The 16,379-nt window shown below is 41.6% G+C and carries 9 protein-coding genes and 2 pseudogenes; 3 read left to right on the top strand and 8 right to left on the bottom strand.

Annotation, left to right across the window (positions count from 1 at the left end; genetic code table 11):
- Nucleotides 1–74: 74 nt before the first annotated feature.
- The gene (locus tag GKR41_RS03790; RefSeq protein ID WP_226810262.1) at nt 75–764 is read left to right on the top strand and encodes a 3'-5' exonuclease family protein; all 690 of its coding nucleotides are present in this window, start codon (nt 75–77) and stop codon (nt 762–764) included.
- A gap of 2,672 nt (nt 765–3,436) precedes the next feature.
- Here the strand turns inward: GKR41_RS03790 and GKR41_RS03795 are convergent.
- Entirely contained in the window at nt 3,437–3,736 is a 300-nt protein-coding gene (locus GKR41_RS03795) for an H-NS histone family protein (protein ID WP_226809821.1), read from the bottom strand.
- Between the two features lie 1,735 nt (nt 3,737–5,471).
- Nucleotides 5,472–6,695, bottom strand: a complete 1,224-nt coding sequence (locus tag GKR41_RS03800; RefSeq protein WP_226809822.1) for a multifunctional CCA addition/repair protein — start codon at nt 6,693–6,695, stop codon at nt 5,472–5,474.
- Between the two features lie 1,312 nt (nt 6,696–8,007).
- Here GKR41_RS03800 and GKR41_RS03805 point away from each other — a divergent pair.
- The gene (locus GKR41_RS03805) at nt 8,008–8,607 is read left to right on the top strand and encodes a 5-formyltetrahydrofolate cyclo-ligase (RefSeq protein WP_226809823.1); all 600 of its coding nucleotides are present in this window, start codon (nt 8,008–8,010) and stop codon (nt 8,605–8,607) included.
- Between the two features lie 803 nt (nt 8,608–9,410).
- On the opposite strand, the gene metF is transcribed toward GKR41_RS03805, so the two are convergent.
- The 5 genes and pseudogenes from metF to GKR41_RS04115 all read right to left on the bottom strand — a co-directional run bounded on the left by metF (nt 9,411) and on the right by GKR41_RS04115 (nt 12,037).
- On the bottom strand, nt 9,411–10,241 hold the full coding sequence (gene metF / locus GKR41_RS03810; protein ID WP_226809824.1) for a methylenetetrahydrofolate reductase [NAD(P)H]: 831 nt from the start codon (nt 10,239–10,241) through the stop codon (nt 9,411–9,413).
- Between the two features lie 59 nt (nt 10,242–10,300).
- On the bottom strand, nt 10,301–10,666 hold the full coding sequence (locus tag GKR41_RS03815; protein WP_226809825.1) for a phage holin family protein: 366 nt from the start codon (nt 10,664–10,666) through the stop codon (nt 10,301–10,303).
- A gap of 154 nt (nt 10,667–10,820) precedes the next feature.
- Entirely contained in the window at nt 10,821–10,967 is a 147-nt protein-coding gene (locus GKR41_RS04105) for an adenosylhomocysteinase (protein WP_420885655.1), read from the bottom strand.
- A 34-nt stretch (nt 10,968–11,001) separates the two neighbouring features.
- Nucleotides 11,002–11,397: pseudogene (locus GKR41_RS04110) on the bottom strand (hypothetical protein).
- Nucleotides 11,394–12,037: pseudogene (locus tag GKR41_RS04115) on the bottom strand (adenosylhomocysteinase). Before GKR41_RS04115 ends, GKR41_RS04110 begins: the two co-directional pseudogenes overlap by 4 nt.
- 730 nt (nt 12,038–12,767) lie before the next feature.
- Between GKR41_RS04115 and GKR41_RS03825 the strand changes: the two are divergent.
- Nucleotides 12,768–14,174 carry a branched-chain amino acid transporter BcaP gene (locus tag GKR41_RS03825; RefSeq protein WP_226809826.1) on the top strand — a complete coding sequence of 469 codons (1,407 nt, stop codon included), beginning with the start codon at nt 12,768–12,770 and terminating at the stop codon, nt 14,172–14,174.
- Between the two features lie 545 nt (nt 14,175–14,719).
- On the opposite strand, the gene metK is transcribed toward GKR41_RS03825, so the two are convergent.
- Nucleotides 14,720–15,907 (bottom strand): methionine adenosyltransferase, encoded by a 1,188-nt coding sequence (metK, locus tag GKR41_RS03830; RefSeq protein ID WP_226809827.1) that lies wholly within the window; start codon nt 15,905–15,907, stop codon nt 14,720–14,722.
- Nucleotides 15,908–16,379: the final 472 nt, after the last annotated feature.

Genomic DNA, 16,379 nt, shown 5'->3' on the forward strand with positions numbered 1-16,379 from the left:
CCTTCAGAGAAGAGCGACGCACGAACCCATGCGTGATAGACAGACCACGTTATTGCTGGTTAATCGAATATTTAATGAATGAAATTTATATCAGCACTGATATCGAAGCTGATGGCCCAATTCCCGGTCCACATTCGATGTTAAGCTTCGCGTCCGCGGCTTATACAGCAGGCAAACAACTAACTGCTACGTTCTCCGCTAACTTAGAAACACTGCCTGGCGCATCCCCACACCCACTTCAAGACGCGTGGTGGAAAACACAACCTGACGCTTGGGCAGCGTGCCATAGAAATACGCGCTCACCCGAAGAAGCACTGCCCGCCTATGTTGATTGGGTTGAGGCTTTACCTGGAAAGCCTGTTTTCGTAGCTTATCCAGCAGGCTTCGACTTTACGTTTATGTTCTGGTATATGATACGCTTTGTTGGCCGCTGCCCATTCTCCTGGTCAGCACTAGATATAAAAACGCTGGCATTTGCGATGACTGGGCTGCCTTATCGGAAATCGATCAAGCCACGGTTGCCAAAAAACTGGTTCGATACAGATCTGCACACGCATATTGCGCTTGATGATGCCATCGAACAAGGAGCATTGTTTTGCAACATGCTTTCGGAGTTACGTGTCCGGCAGTTAATGCATGCTCAATGGTGCGCAGGGATAACAAATAGAGAATTCGATAAGAAAATACCTTTTCCTCCGAAAGTAAGCTCTAGAGAATCCAAAACAAAACTGGACCCATCAGATCTAGAACCATCAGATGGGTAGATATTAACCCGTTAAACTCGAGCTGTTTATATTGCTGATATGTCATAATCCCTAATTAATCTGACGGAGTACTGCCAGACATAGACGTATATAGCAATCTAGTTTTACTATTGATTACATTTTAAATACTTGCTGATTACTTTTGTCATCACCAGCTATTTAACTTTGTCCGTCCATCCAAAGAGGTACTAGGTAAATACTCACAATAAGATTGCAATACAGGTAAATTAAAATATACGCTACTGTTATATGTATGTGACATATTAAATACTTAATCAAACTTTCTGTACTCCATGAGTGTATCTAACCAACGCCATTCATCCCTAGATGAATGGCGTTGGTTAGGACAAGCTATCACATCTGTAGGTGTACTTTCAAACAAGCTATTTCGACTTATTCATCAACTTTATCGGGGATAATTAGCAGAAGACGAATACTATTGCTAGACATATTTGTTATATAGCGTGCGAAATAGGTGGAATTAGTTTCTGCTCATACAATACTTATGTTTTCAATGAATTAATTATTTGTCTATAGCTAAATCCACTAGTTATTAATATAAGAACACACATCACAAACAAAGAGCAAAGCAGTGCAGTACTATAGTCACCTATAAGACAAAGTGGCATTTATAAACATGTAGGATATATATAGCACTCTAGCTAACTTAGATTTGATCGAACTATAAATATTTATTTTGAAAATTATACTTGATTTTAATACTTAGTAGCATGTTACTAGCATGCATACTCACTCAAAATTACCAACACGTTTATACCTTGCTTAAGATATCTTGAGTAGCATAATACGAATATTAATGCATATGACTATAAGCCCATGTGGTGGCCTAGTTAAAAGATAGCAAGACCACAAAGTAGTTATTGTTAAAGCGACATGCATAGGATAATTTTTATTAGAAGCTGCTATTTCTAATAGAGCAATCTTAACTTAAACAACGATTAATTATATTTATGCAGTAGATAAGTATAAGCACCGTAAATAACATCCCGGATGGAATCTAGTCTTTAGAATAAGTCACTTATCTTTTGATATCCTTACTTTGGAAGTAAAGATTTAATGAAAGAAGCATTTTAGCGATTAATATATTTTTCAAAATGTTGAACTGATCCTAACCTGCTAAAAAGCACTCTAAAATTTTAGATCCATCGAGTTTATCAATCACACTATGCGTGTGACAAATAAAGCAAATAAAGCAATTGGATTTTATCCGGAGCCTACGCTAAACTGCTCGACTCTAAAAAGAGAAATTACATAAATATATCGTCAATCGACGAAAAGGCTAATTACCCCCCCCTAAATTGTTGCTGACGATATCGTATCTTACGCGTTGGAAATTAAATGCCATATACATTACTGCTTTGTAAATTGCTGCTTTAGTGCGAATCATTTTCTTTAAGCTTTTGCTTTATCTCTCTTAATACTACCCCTACCGAACTCCCTTCTAGGGTTAAGTCTAATACACTGAGCTACTCGTCGATACTAAATAGATGTTAAACGACATAATGTACGTCGCGAATAAATAAGGCTCGCTTCAGATTTTTATGAAAAATGCCACTGTAACAGTATTTCTTGCTAGGTGGTTTTTTTAATTTCTCAGATTAACCCAGTTAAATGCAATAAAACATAGTATATCTTTCAACATATAGCAGATTGGCTATGTCCAAAAGACAGTCCCGTATAAGAGCTGATTTAGATGCCGCAATGATATATGTATTAACTAATTTTATTTTAGGTATTCCTAATTGGCGTACTTTTGCATGCCGAGTGTCGATCATGCACCCAGGGATCCGTATGTCGTCTACCTACATTGCTCTCACTCTAATGGATCTCAGACTACTTCCAGCTAAAATATAATTTCCTATAACAATTATAAAGTTAACAGCAGCTCCTGCAAGGAGCTAACTAGTACTCACCAGCGATATTAACTATAACCGTGGATGTAACACTGGATCAATACATACTATGATCAATAAATACTATGAATTAGTCACTAAGCATCACCTTTTGCTCTAGAAACAAGCGTAAATATACATAAGGTTAAGTTTTTATTGATAACTATGCGGCGCGTACTCTTATGTCATTCCTATTCCATAAATAAAAACAAGATATCTAGTAGAAAAATCGAAGAAACTCTTTCAAGTAGTTAGAACCAGAACCATAGTTCTAATTAGTGCTTTGATAATCTCTGCTATTATGATACATCATCAAATAATAATGAGATACTAAGTTAGTAAATAAATATGCTAGTAGGTAATCATGGTTTAAGAATAAACAAGGCACTTCGACAATAATTTGTAATAGTATTAACACCGTATGAAGTGTAATACCTACATATTTTGAGCAGAAATTAAGCACCTGGGAAATAGAAGCTCTATCACAATAGATCGGACTAGAGAAAACTGTAATATCAAGTAATCTAGTTCTAACCAATTTTATGCAGAATGAAATTCCCCATATAAACGTAATGCATTTTTATTCACGTTCTCTAAACTTCGTAGAGCTCTCGCATATAACTCTGAGATATAGCTTAAGGCGCAGCCTATTTTAGGGCGTCACTAGTTCTAGGCAAAGCAATAGGCTTGTGTTGAGTACCGCTTTTTCTTTATAAGCTCCTCTATGCTTCTACCGTATGCTTTATATGCTTTCTTGGCTTATTGCTGAATTAAATATTCATCCCGATTCTTTCCAGCAATCCACTTTGGTGGTTTGCCGCGACCAGACCACGTACTGCCACTAACAGGATCCCGATACTTTGGTGCTACACCTGAACGAGGACGAACAGCCTTGGCCATCTTACTCCGGCCAAAACCAAGGTCAGCTAAGGTCAGTCCGTAATCAGACATCTTTTGTTTAATATCGTTTATTATTCTAATAAGCTCCTTAGCTTTTGCTTCCTCAATTTGCTTTTCGAGCTTTTCACGCTGCGCAAGAAGATCTTTGTACGATGACATAGTGGTCCTTATATAGTATATACGACTCAGTTTTGTACGCGTTAAATTAATACAATAAGAATCATATAAAAATGAAATTTTACTAAATTTAACACAGAATTTGAATAATACAAATAAAAAATATTTATATTTTCATAAAATTTAGGTTACATTAAAATGTAATACTTAAGTAACCATCTATTACAGTAAATAACGCAGTTAAGAACTACTAGTTATCGATCATTAAGGATTTTAGTATCGATGTTAACATTCTATAAACCATACGATCTTATATATTGATTAGATCGCACTTTTCTAGAAGAGTGCATACTTTTTTATTTACTAATAATTTAGTCTGGCAAGAGAGTCACTACTCAGAAGATCTGTCTAATTAAAAATTTTTTCGATAGCACAAGCCGATCTCAACATATCTTAATTACTTTGAGAATCGCTTATAGCACAAAAACATATAATCAAGTAAGCCTAATCTATATACAAAACTAATGCTTAGCAGGCTAAAATCGCATACTGCTATATTTTCGGTACAAACCTATAAATAGGCTAACTCTTTTCAAGAGTAGGAAGGGGTTTTACTATTCAATTTCCAGCTAAAAGTGCTTAATGTATACTCGTCAATATACTTTTCTTACCCATTGCATCAGTAGTGCGACTTAAACGGCAGCGATCTCGATTAAATTATCGATTAGTTCTTGGTTATTAAAATCCATAATGCAAGTTTACCTCACACAGTGTCAATGCAAGTATAAGCAAGAGGTTTGCGAACGACATTAGTACACGTACATCGATACATGTTGCCTGTCTAAATATAAATAAGCGTAAAATATTAAAGTACTCGGATTTCTATCTTTAATATTTAATATATTAGTTAAGTTAGCGATTTTTATCTAGTTAGTGATAATATTCGGCGCATCGCATACGAAAGAAATACATATTTATCTGATTGACCACATTATTTTTATACTTATCTGAAATAATTCTCTATTATTTATTGAATTTATATTTATTCTTGCTTGAGAAATACATATTATTATTAATAGAGTCATATACTAATAATAATATCTTATTAGTATATATACTATATAGTAAGTCATTGAAAATATTTTCAACTCATTAATATATCCGCATATAAATTGTTCGGTACGCGGCAAAGAGTTATGTGATGTTGATGCTAAATATAAAATAGCTTGGACTTCATAAAATACCAAAGGAGAGTGACGTAATGGTATAGGATTGTTGTGCGCGCTACCGGCAGGTGGGTGGTAATTACTCAAATAAATTTTTGACAGGGAGGCCATGCGCCTAGAATGCAGATACTACGCATTGCTAGATGCCGCCACACTGATTGTTATGTGCCGGCATCATGCGGAAGTAGTGAGGTCACTCAACATAGATATAAGAGGTGACAATACCACTTCAGTAGTAGCAGATAGATCGCTCTCAGTTCCTGGAAATGCTTAATTACGCTAGACGCATTAATATCTACCGCATATTGTAGCTGCTACAAACACTACCGCGATTAGTTGGCCTATTATCCGTTTTATATAATATAGTATTGCTAGATAATAGATGCCCACCAGAATGGTTAGATGGGGATGTAAGCAGGATATTAGCTCAAAGCTAATCGCATCCGGAGCACCCACGACAATCTCAGTGAGATGAACACTTTCTATTTCATACCAGGATGTATCATAACAAGCCCGTAGTGCTTTGATTGAGATAGGGCTAGCTCACTCCACTACCGTATACTTTCTTGTATCGCACACTTAATGGCTTGTATGCGCGCTGCATGTAGGGCCTCCTTAATACAAGCTGGCCCGCCAAACGTACGGTGGGCAATAGCGCCGGCATCAACACCTCGAGCGGCTATCGTCGCGACGAGAAATCGCTCGACTCGAGGATGAGCATGAAACGAAAAACTTAAACGTCCATGAAAATTTGCCTCGTAGGCTTGTAGAGCTTGCATAAACCGAGCAGGTCTACGAAACACATCGATGCGCTCGAGCATATGTAGCAGCGTGGTAGTTCTCATCTCCATCACGCGATGGATGTTACCATATTCATGTGCTACTAGCACTGCTAGGTCACGGCAATCGCTAGGAGCCCTAAGACGTTTGCAGAGTTGGAGAATATGCTCGACGCTACGTTCCTTATATCTCATATAGCGTGACAGTACATGTGGCGGAGCGTTAATCTCGCACAGATTATGCGCAAGTGCAGCAAAGCGCACTGGAAGTGCATAATTCCGTGCTGCCGAATAGTCGATTACCATCATCGCATGTGTGACGGCATGGTTTTCCGGAATATCGAACAGTCTTGACGCTTCAGGCAGTATGCGCCTTAGAGCACCACATTGGTGTAGTATATAGAACATACGAGATGGTTCTTGTTCCATTAAGCCGCGAGAAAACTCCTGCCATATGCGTTCAGGCACTAGTGTATCGGCTTCTTTTGCTATGACCATTTGTCGCATCAACAACAGCGTCTGCGGCGCAACAATGAAATTAGTGAATCTTGTAGCTAAGCGTGCTACGCGTATAATGCGAACAGGGTCTTCAGCGAAGGCATCACTTACATGTCGAAAAATACGCGACTGAAGATCCATCTGGCCGTTAAACGGATCAATTATAGGTCCATGCATACCCCCATCGGGGGATACTGCCCGTGCCATTGCATTAATAGTCAGATCGCGCCTAGCCAAATCTTCCTCAAGCGTCACGTTCGGCGTATAGAAAAACTGGAAACCGTGATAGCCGGCTGCTATCTTACGCTCAGTGCGTGCTAAAGCATATTCCTCTTGCGAGCGAGGATGAAGAAATACCGGAAAGTTTTTTCCGACGGGGCGAAAACCTTGTGCCATCATTTGTTTAGGCGTTGCCCCGACTACTACATAATCGCGATCTTTAGCTGGCTTGCCTAGCAATTCATCGCGAATAGCGCCGCCCACCACGTATACTTTCATTGTCATTTTTCTTTTCGAGGTTATGCGGCACTAGGCCAATACAGCAGCAGAGCATTCCGCATGCTTCAAGCAGAGTCTATAAACTTTTAATTAAAGATATAACGATAAATAAGGCAGGTGATTCGTACGCTATCGCACCCTTGTTATATCAGATAGACCGGCGCGTTATAGTAATTCCTGAGTGCAGTGGATTACATAGCCCGAATTTCTAGCTATAAGATCGTGCCCGAAAAGATATGCTCCCCGAATATTCTTCAGCTAGCCCCATCCGGGCTAGTTGAAGAATATGTTGTGATATATGCTTTAATGTTGGCTGAGTATATCGCGTATAGCTATTTACCGTCTGACGGATAGTATAAATAATCCAGTATAAAGTTAAACACCCTGTTTATTATACTAAACTTAGTAACCGCACAATACAATGCACAGTAAATCGTTATCTTGCAACAAGGTACAAATTAATTTAATCTATAAATAGAAAACTCATAATTCTGGTCTATGCTAGAACATCAGCACGCGGTAAGAATTTTATACGTTGCTCAAGAAATATTGATATTATTTTTTTAATACTTCACCTTATTGAAGCTAAAGCTCTGACCATTAATTATTGCAATCCCTTGCTCCTTGAAAGACGTTAAGCGTGATAGCTAAAGAGTCATAAAGCACACCGTCGTATAGACGCGATCCTATCTGTGGGATTTGGTGTTAAAAATCTTACTCTATCATTTATTAGTGCGAAATAAAATTATGTAGTGCTTAAGAGGTATTAGGTCGTCTCTATATTCTTTACAATCACTACCAGTAATAATTACGCCATGTTAGAGACATCCTGGAACCGCTACTACTTAGGATTTAGCAGTAGCATTACGCTGTATATGTTTATCGATTACATAATTCGTCTGAGAGACATAATGTATTTAAATACAACAAGTACTAAACACGGAAAAATAATTGTAGAGCATCCGCTTTACAACCAACCGCTATAATAGCTCGATATAAATCGAGCATAAATAATGTCACTCGTATTTATAATTGCGTAGTACTACTAAAAGTACACTAGATATAACTCAGTAGAATAGTGATAAGTGAATCCATAAAATTAGACAATGCTAGCGCATTGCTTTAGCACGCTATCCTGCATTCTAGTCCGAATCGGCCTGCTATCACCATAAGTATAGTCGATAGCGCCATACCACAGACAGAAAATTCTAGGTGTTAGGGCGTTCCTAATTACATAATATATCTAGTAGATAAGCGGGGGCAGGCCGATGTTTTATATGTCTAAATAAAGACAAAAATGTTTAAAAACATAATGGATAAGTTAAAACTGCCGAGCACAACTCGATATTCTCTGAAGATGGCGTTGCGCACTAGGTTAGTGATAAAACGCATGCGCTTCTCTGTGACGCCACAGCGTATCCAAGCCGATATCGAATTAGCGGTTCGCCTAGATGCGGTACTGCAACGGTACTCCCCGCGATGCATTGGTCTATTCTGGCCGGTTTTTGCAGAGTTTGACGTACGACCGGTAGTTACTCGCTGGCTCAGGGGCGACTCTACACGGCAGGCAGCATTACCAGTGAGTGTTACTTCGTACTCGCCAATGGTTTACCATGCATGGACACCTAACTCACAGATGAAGGAAGGGCGACATCGAATTCCCGTTCCAAGGCATGAAGATGGTGTCATACCAGATCTTCTACTAGTGCCATGTGTTGGCTATGACAAATCACGATACCGACTTGGTTACGGAGGAGGCTATTTTGACCGGACTCTAGCTACTTGGCCTAAGCACGCTAGCCCGCCAGTCACAGTTGGGATCGCATATGAGTGTTCGAGGATAAAGTCGCTTCCACATAAGGCGCACGACTTACCCATGGATATCATCGTCACAGATACAATCTGTTATTAATCTTCGTGGGGCAAACTTTCAAATCAATAGCAACAGTGCCTATAGCGGTGTTATAGAGGAATAAATTCAGCAAGTAGAAGCTACGCTTATATCTCTTTTCATATTTACGCTACCCCCCCGACTAACCTCAGTCGCTATAAAACAGATGCTGCCTGATTTTCTTGTTTGTCGTATAGCAGCTCGCAGTAGTTCTTTTAGTGCGCACGTCGAATTAGTTTGATGCAGTGCTGAAACAAACAAAGAACGTAGGATACTGCTGCTATAGATATAGGTATAGCTTAGTACAACAACGCATATTTAGTGCAACGCATCATTCGCTAGAAGATAGGTACCAAAGTTTGTAAAACTACAGGGACATCTATACCCCATTACAATAGCTAGCTGTTGTCTGCATGGCTATGTGTTTAAAGCTTATGATGACTCCCTAGTTCTTATAATGTAGTCATTTCAACGGTAGGCCTTAGTATGCGCTTTGTAATGTATTAGCGGCTATCCAGCGACATACACTTCATTTCATGCTACTGCGCCTAAACTCTTTAGTGAATTAAGACAGTAAAATTTGGCAGTGAAATTAGTATCAGTAAGACGTTATGAATACAATAATAACTTATGTGTGATGCAGCTTAGAGGAATACAGCATTCAGTTTTAGATAATTAAGGTTTAGGATTATATACATACCTGCTATGGATTATTGTTGTGAGCAATATGGTAATAGGCCTGAAAGCACTAGATGCCACGCCACTAGACCAACAAAGTTGGCGAATATGAAACGAGTTGACGCATGCTTGGTACTCCTGCAAAATTAGATATTAAGTCGCTCGCATATCGTTTTGCTCTCTACGGCACTATTCAGTGTATAGAAATGCAATCCTGGCGCACCGTTCATAATTAACCGCTCACACATTGCAGTCACAACATCGAGTCCGAATGCTTGAATAGCATCACGGTCGTCACCAAAGGATTCCAGCCGCCGCGCAATCCACTTCGGGACTTCTGCACCGCACATTGCAGAAAACCGCATCAGTTGCGTATAGTTTGTAATCGGCATGACGCCAGGCGTAATTGGTATGTCTACACCAAGCTTGTGCACATCGTTGACAAAGCGAAAATAGGCGTCTGCGTTATAGAAATACTGTGTAATAGCTGAATTTGCACCAGCTTTTACCTTGCGCACGAAATTCTCCAAATCTGCGCGCGGTGACTTTGCCTGGGGATGATATTCCGGATAAGCAGCGACTTCGATATGAAACCAGTTGCCGTACTCCGCTCGCACGAACGCAACTAGTTCGCAGGCATAGTGCAGCTCGCCAACCTTCTTCATTCCAGGGGGTAAGTCGCCTCGCAACGCAACAATATGTTGAATGCCGTGCGCATGGTACTGCGCTAAAATCCCACGCAAACTCTGTTTAGACGCACCAATGCAGGACAGGTGTGGCACAGCATCAAAGCCATCACTCACTATTTCAAGCGCGGTGTCGAATGTACCCTGCTGGGTCGAGCCACTAGCACCAAATGTCACTGACATGAATTTTGGCTTAAGTAACGATAATCGCGCGCGCGTTACATGTAATTTCTCGGTTCCTTCCGCAGTCTTCGGCGGAAAAAACTCGAACGATATTTGGGGAGAAGACATAAAGATTAGAAGCAAAATAGAGCTACGGGAAAGAGAGGTATTCCGCTAGCGATTGATTATTAGTACCAGCGGTCGATAGCAAAACGCTGACCAAGGATTAATACTCTTAGTAGATACGATACAGTGCTATATAGAATCGAGCCACAGAATGCCGACCAAAATCCGGAGACTTCGAACCCCCTGAGCAACATCGCACATAACCAAAAGCAGAGTGCATTAATCACTAAAACAAATAATCCCAGGGTAAGCACAGTTAAGGGCATTGTGAATAGGATTAGAACTGGCCGAATAATCGAGTTAATTAACCCGAGCACGATTGTCACGATTAATGCAGTGCCGATGCCCTTAATTTGGATCGAAGGCGCGATATATCTAATAATTAGTAGCGCAAGCGAATTGATCAACCAGGTTAACAATACTTTCATTAGAACTCCTTGTGATAAGGGCAGCGTACATTGGTGCACGCTGCTAATCTCGCTGCAGTACGCTCGGATACAGTTAATAACGATAGTGATCGAGCTTGAACGGGACCCCTCTTGTCCACGCCAATATATCGTGCCTGCGCATCGCCTAGCTCGGTCAATGTGGCTCTAGTATGCGACAGAAACGAGCGACTTTCTCATCTACTAAATGCTTCAGCAGCATGTAAACCTTATTGTGATGCTGTCCGTTGCGAGTGAATAACTCGATCTGCGCGAGTATCTGATGTGTGAACGAAGTGGACATTACAAATGATAAATGACCGGTCGCGCAGTAAGGTTTACAAGCCGTCCTCAGCTAATAAAATTATTCTCTTACCTTCCGAGAAGGTGATGTGGTCTACCAATGGCTTAATATTTACCCATTGGTACTGACACGTAGACGCCACGTCAATTTCTAAATCGAAGTGACTAATATTGCAAACGATTGCATCATGACGCATCGCTTTCATATGGTTATGGTTAATTACATGATAATTACTAGTAGCTGTTACAAAAATGTTAGCCTTATCCGCTACACTGTCTATTGTGACAACACGATAATCTTCCATAGCAGCCCGTAATGCGCAGTTGGATCAATCTCGGTTACCTATACCATGCCCCCCCAGCGGGGATTTGGTACAGCCATTGCCAACATCGACGTAGCCAACCACTACGGCGATTTTACCAGCAATCATGACGTTAGTTGCCCGCTGGATACGTCCACCAATAATTCGCGATAACCATATCGGTTGTCAACCTTAGATTTCGTTACCGAATTATTCATATTTATAACCGGAAATGGCAGACGAGACTGATGTTCCATCTCATACAATCGATGTACACCAGTTATGGTTTCTTCGGTTACTCCTCGAGTATATGAGAGGTGTGTAGAATACCAGTGCGGATATAATCTAAGATAGCGGATAATCGTGCCGCATAATGCAACCCCTTCTTTACTCGACGGCTTAGAAAGCACAGAGCGATCTTGGCCAGCTTAAGCCCCGATCATTAGTAACTTGTGTGCCACTATCATCTCTGATGATAGTGGCACACAAGTTACCTGGCTACCAAAGATCCGGTAAGTAAATTCCCAGTATTCATCTAGCGATTCTCCCTTGTACGCCAATGCTAGCGTACAAGGGAGAATCGCTGCCGCAGCGTGGTCCTGTGTAGAAAAGATATTGCACGAGGTCCAGCGTACGCCTGCGCCTAGCGCTTTTAGCGTCTCGATTAGTACGCCGGTCTGGATTATTATGTGTAGCGATCTAGCAATACGAGCGCTTTTAATGGCCGCTCGGCGCGGTACTCTCTACGCACCTGCATTAGGCCCGGCATTTTAGTCTCAGCAATGTTTAACTCTTCCGACCCTATTCGGCGAGCGATGCATTAGAAATTACACAATCCTGTGGGGGGGGGATTTTCGTAGACTATAGCGTTCATCATGCCCCCCCCTTTTTTCTATTAAAAGGAATAAAAGACGTAAGTGCCGTTATAGCCACGACCGCAGGAATTTATATAGGCTAAACGCGCTAATCGAAGAATTAATCAAAGAATTCGAGTCTGGTAGCTACTAGTCGTCGCAACGCTTCTCAAAACAAGCTTTCATGTGGTATCAAAATGACAGATATCGCTCAATTAGACTAGACAACTAGAAAATAGATGAACACGCACGTTTCCTCTGGAAACGACACCCTCCCAAGCTGTCTAGTATCCCGTGGGTTCAAGCGCATACGCTTAAGCTACATAAAATGTCAGCATTAGTTTTCCGAGCAGGATTCCGACCACGGTAGTTGCAATCTTAAAAATAACTATACTATGATGCGTATGCAGCTTAGCCGGATAGCATACACCTCAAACAGAATTAGCGCTCCAAGCCTACGTTGATCGCGCTGTTAGTCGGTAACTAAAAATATACATCACCACAGTGCTATCGAACCCTCACTACTACGACGACAATACTAACTAAGAATTACAGCTAATAGCGCCGAATTCACTACTAGTCAGTTAGAATAGACATTTTTACTGAGGTCGGCTGCGCCACTCTCCGGCTGCCGAGTATTGCCTTATGTCACTGTTTCGAAAGAAAAATATTGATCATATGCTGGCTGGCCGCAATGCCGACAATAGCTTACCAAGAACATTAGGTCCATTAGATCTTACGCTTCTTGGTATCGGGGCTATCATCGGTACCGGCATCTTTGTGCTGACAGGAACCGGCGCAGTGATTGCTGGCCCAGCTCTAACGCTATCTTTTTTCATTGCGGCGACCGCATGCTGCTTTGCGGCCCTTGCCTATGCTGAATTCTCGTCGACGATTCCAGTTGCTGGTTCCATTTATACTTATTCGTATGCGACTCTTGGCGAGCTTGCTGCCTGGATCATTGGCTGGGATCTCATGCTTGAATACGGACTTGCAACGTCAGCTGTATCAGTTGGGTGGTCAGGCTACCTGCAATCGTTATTATCTGGCTTTGGCATTACGTTACCAGAGATGCTGACTGCGGCGCCTGGCACTGTACCCGACCATATAACATGGTTTAATCTGCCAGCGTTTTTCGTTATGATCGCCATCACACTTCTGCTATCAATCGGTATACGGGAATCTACTCGAATCAACAATGTGATGGTCGCCATTAAACTGGGTATTGTGTTGCTAGTGATCGTAGTGGGTTCGCTCCATATCAAACCCGTCAACTGGCATCCATTTATGCCGATGGGATTATCTGGCGTCTTTGGAGCTGCTGCAGTAATGTTTTTCGCCTTTATTGGGTTTGACTCAGTATCATCGGCAGCAGAAGAAGTAAAGAATCCGAAGCGCGACCTACCGATTGGTATCATTGGATCGCTCGCCGTCTGTGCAACACTCTATATGGGAGTTGCTGCTGTCGTTACTGGAGTTGTGCCGTACAGTGAGTTTGCCCATGTCTCGCATCCCGTATCCTACGTGCTTCAAGTGATAGGAGCTGATTGGGTTGCCGGATTTGTTGATCTTGGTGCGGTCCTCGGAATGCTAACAGTGATTCTTGTAATGATGTACTGTCAAACACGTATCATCTTCGCGATGTCACGAGATGGCTTGTTACCTGCCGCCCTCTCTCGTGTCCACCCGCGATTCCAGACACCATTGGCTACTACCTGGCTAGTAGGTATCTTTTTTGCACTAATTGGTGCGCTGATGCCACTGGGTGTTCTAGCGGAGTTAATTAATATAGGTACTCTTGCGGCTTTTTCGATGGTTTCTATCGCAGTTCTGATTCTTCGCCGAACACACCCAGCGCTACCGCGAGCATTTCGATGTCCAGGCATACCGCTTGTACCAATATTAGCAGTTGCATCCTGTGTATTTCTGATGGCTCATTTGCAAGCGATGACGTGGGTCGCATTTGTGATATGGATAGTACTGGGGATAATCGTATACTTTAGTTACTCACGGAGACACGCAAAGATTGCCTTGAATCCAGAACATAGATAGACTTGTAAATAAGTACAAAGAGGTGCAAGGCGTTTGAATATCCTCTGGTATATGTGCGGCTCGATCTTTCAGTATGAAAGTCGGCCGCATCTGTGCCACACAGCAGATGTAATCCTATGATTACCATAGGTACTTCTTATAAGATTTTTTAAGGGTATTCCACCAAGAATAATAATCAATATAATAAATATTATAGGCTAGCTTAGCGCTGTCTATTAAATAATTAAATCTGAGTTCATGCCGGATTACTATATCAGCGTCGTTCTTAATAAGACTTAAATATACAGACCGTTATCAATTTTGAGTGCCAATCTGATAGTAGATATGCCGTACACTCAAGGCCGTATGTTTCGCGCTGGTGTTGGTGGTACTTTATAATGGGTAATGGGTAACAGTTAGAACAGAATACATATTTCTACATTCTCTACGTTAGATATCAAAGTATGTATTCACGAGCTAGCTATTAAAAAAGGGGGGGGCACTCTAGTCGCTCTTTATGTCGCTCAAGATTCATCTAATACATAAGTTATAACTATGCGCGTGTATCAGATCGCGGTAACTACCGGCTCGATGCCTGCTGCTTTAGATAGAGCAATTGCTTTATCGGTGTATTCCCATGAAAATTCAGGCTCCTTGCGACCAAAGTGACCATAGGCAGCGGTCTTTTCATAAATCGGACGTAGCAAGTTTAGCATTTGAATAACACCTCTAGGGCGTAGATCGAAATACTGATGCACAAGCTTAGTAATTACTAAATCCGGTACCCGACCCGTCTTAAATGTATTCACCATCACTGATGTTGGGTGTGCCACCCCGATAGCGTATGAAACTTGGATTAAGCATCGGGAGGCAAGACCTGCAGCAACGATATTCTTGGCAACGTATCGGCTAGCATACGCAGCCGAACGATCTACTTTAGATGGATCCTTTCCAGAGAAAGCTCCTCCGCCATGTGGCGCAGCTCCACCGTACGTATCGACGATGATTTTACGTCCAGTAAGCCCACAATCTCCCTGGGGGCCGCCGATCACAAATCGGCCAGTTGGATTAACCAGGAACTTTAGATTATTCTTGATTAGATTATTTGGTAACACCGGCTTAATGACCTCCTCAATCACAGCCTCTCGCAATGTAGATAGATCAATATCTGGCGAATGCTGCGTAGAGAGCACAACTGTATCAATTGAGTCAGGACGTCCATCAATATATCGCACCGTCACTTGCGACTTCGCGTCCGGACGAAGCCACGGAAGCCGACCGTCACGCCGCAAGTCGGCTTGCCGCTCGACAAGACGATGCGATAAATGAATTGGTAGCGGCATTAATTCAGGCGTTTCGTCGCATGCATATCCAAACATCAAGCCTTGATCACCTGCACCTTGATCTAAGTTATCGTCATGCGCATTATTTATACCTTGCGCAATATCTGGAGACTGCTTATCGTAGGCTACCAGCACTGCACAACCGCGGTAATCAATGCCAAAATCGGTGTTGTCATATCCAATACGCCGGATCGTGTCTCGCGCAACTTGAATATAGTCGACATTTGCATGCGTTGTAATTTCTCCAGCTAGAACCACTAGACCGGTGTTACATAAAGTTTCGACTGCTACACGAGAATAGCGATCCTGTGCCAGGATCGCATCCAGAATTGTATCGGAAATTTGGTCAGCCACCTTGTCTGGATGACCCTCAGATACGGATTCTGAGGTAAAAAGATAGCTGTTCGCCACTTCGTTGGCTCCAGTGATGAAGTCGGTTGAATTTGCACGTTTTTGCCGGATTCGAATCGAAGCGGCGACGCTTTGGCGAATTACGCTTCAGGCGCCGTTCTATAAGCGCCGCGCCTATTATTGTCGAGAAAGCTGCCTCATAAACTTGAGGACTTCTATATTAGATCGACTTGTATATTAGCATTTACAAGAGCCTCTTCCTTGCCATTTTATTATACTAATAAAGGGCGGCTTATTACGTAAGCCTCTATATCAGGTATCTTCAGAACTTGGCTTGTTCCTAACCTGCTATCTAGTTTGTAAAACTTTGCTCTCCGTCGCCATCTGGATTTCTTTTTTGTCGAAACGCTGCTAGGCAGTTTAACACAATGAATTCCGAACAATTATTAGCGCATAGTGAACTCTAGCTTAGCACTTCGCCTCATATAATATAATCAAGCAATATAGGAAGATCATTATAGGTATTTCCGAT

Source organism: Candidatus Vallotia laricis (genome assembly GCF_020541325.1).
GTDB classification, from domain to species: Bacteria; Pseudomonadota; Gammaproteobacteria; order Burkholderiales; family Burkholderiaceae; genus Mycetohabitans; species Mycetohabitans laricis.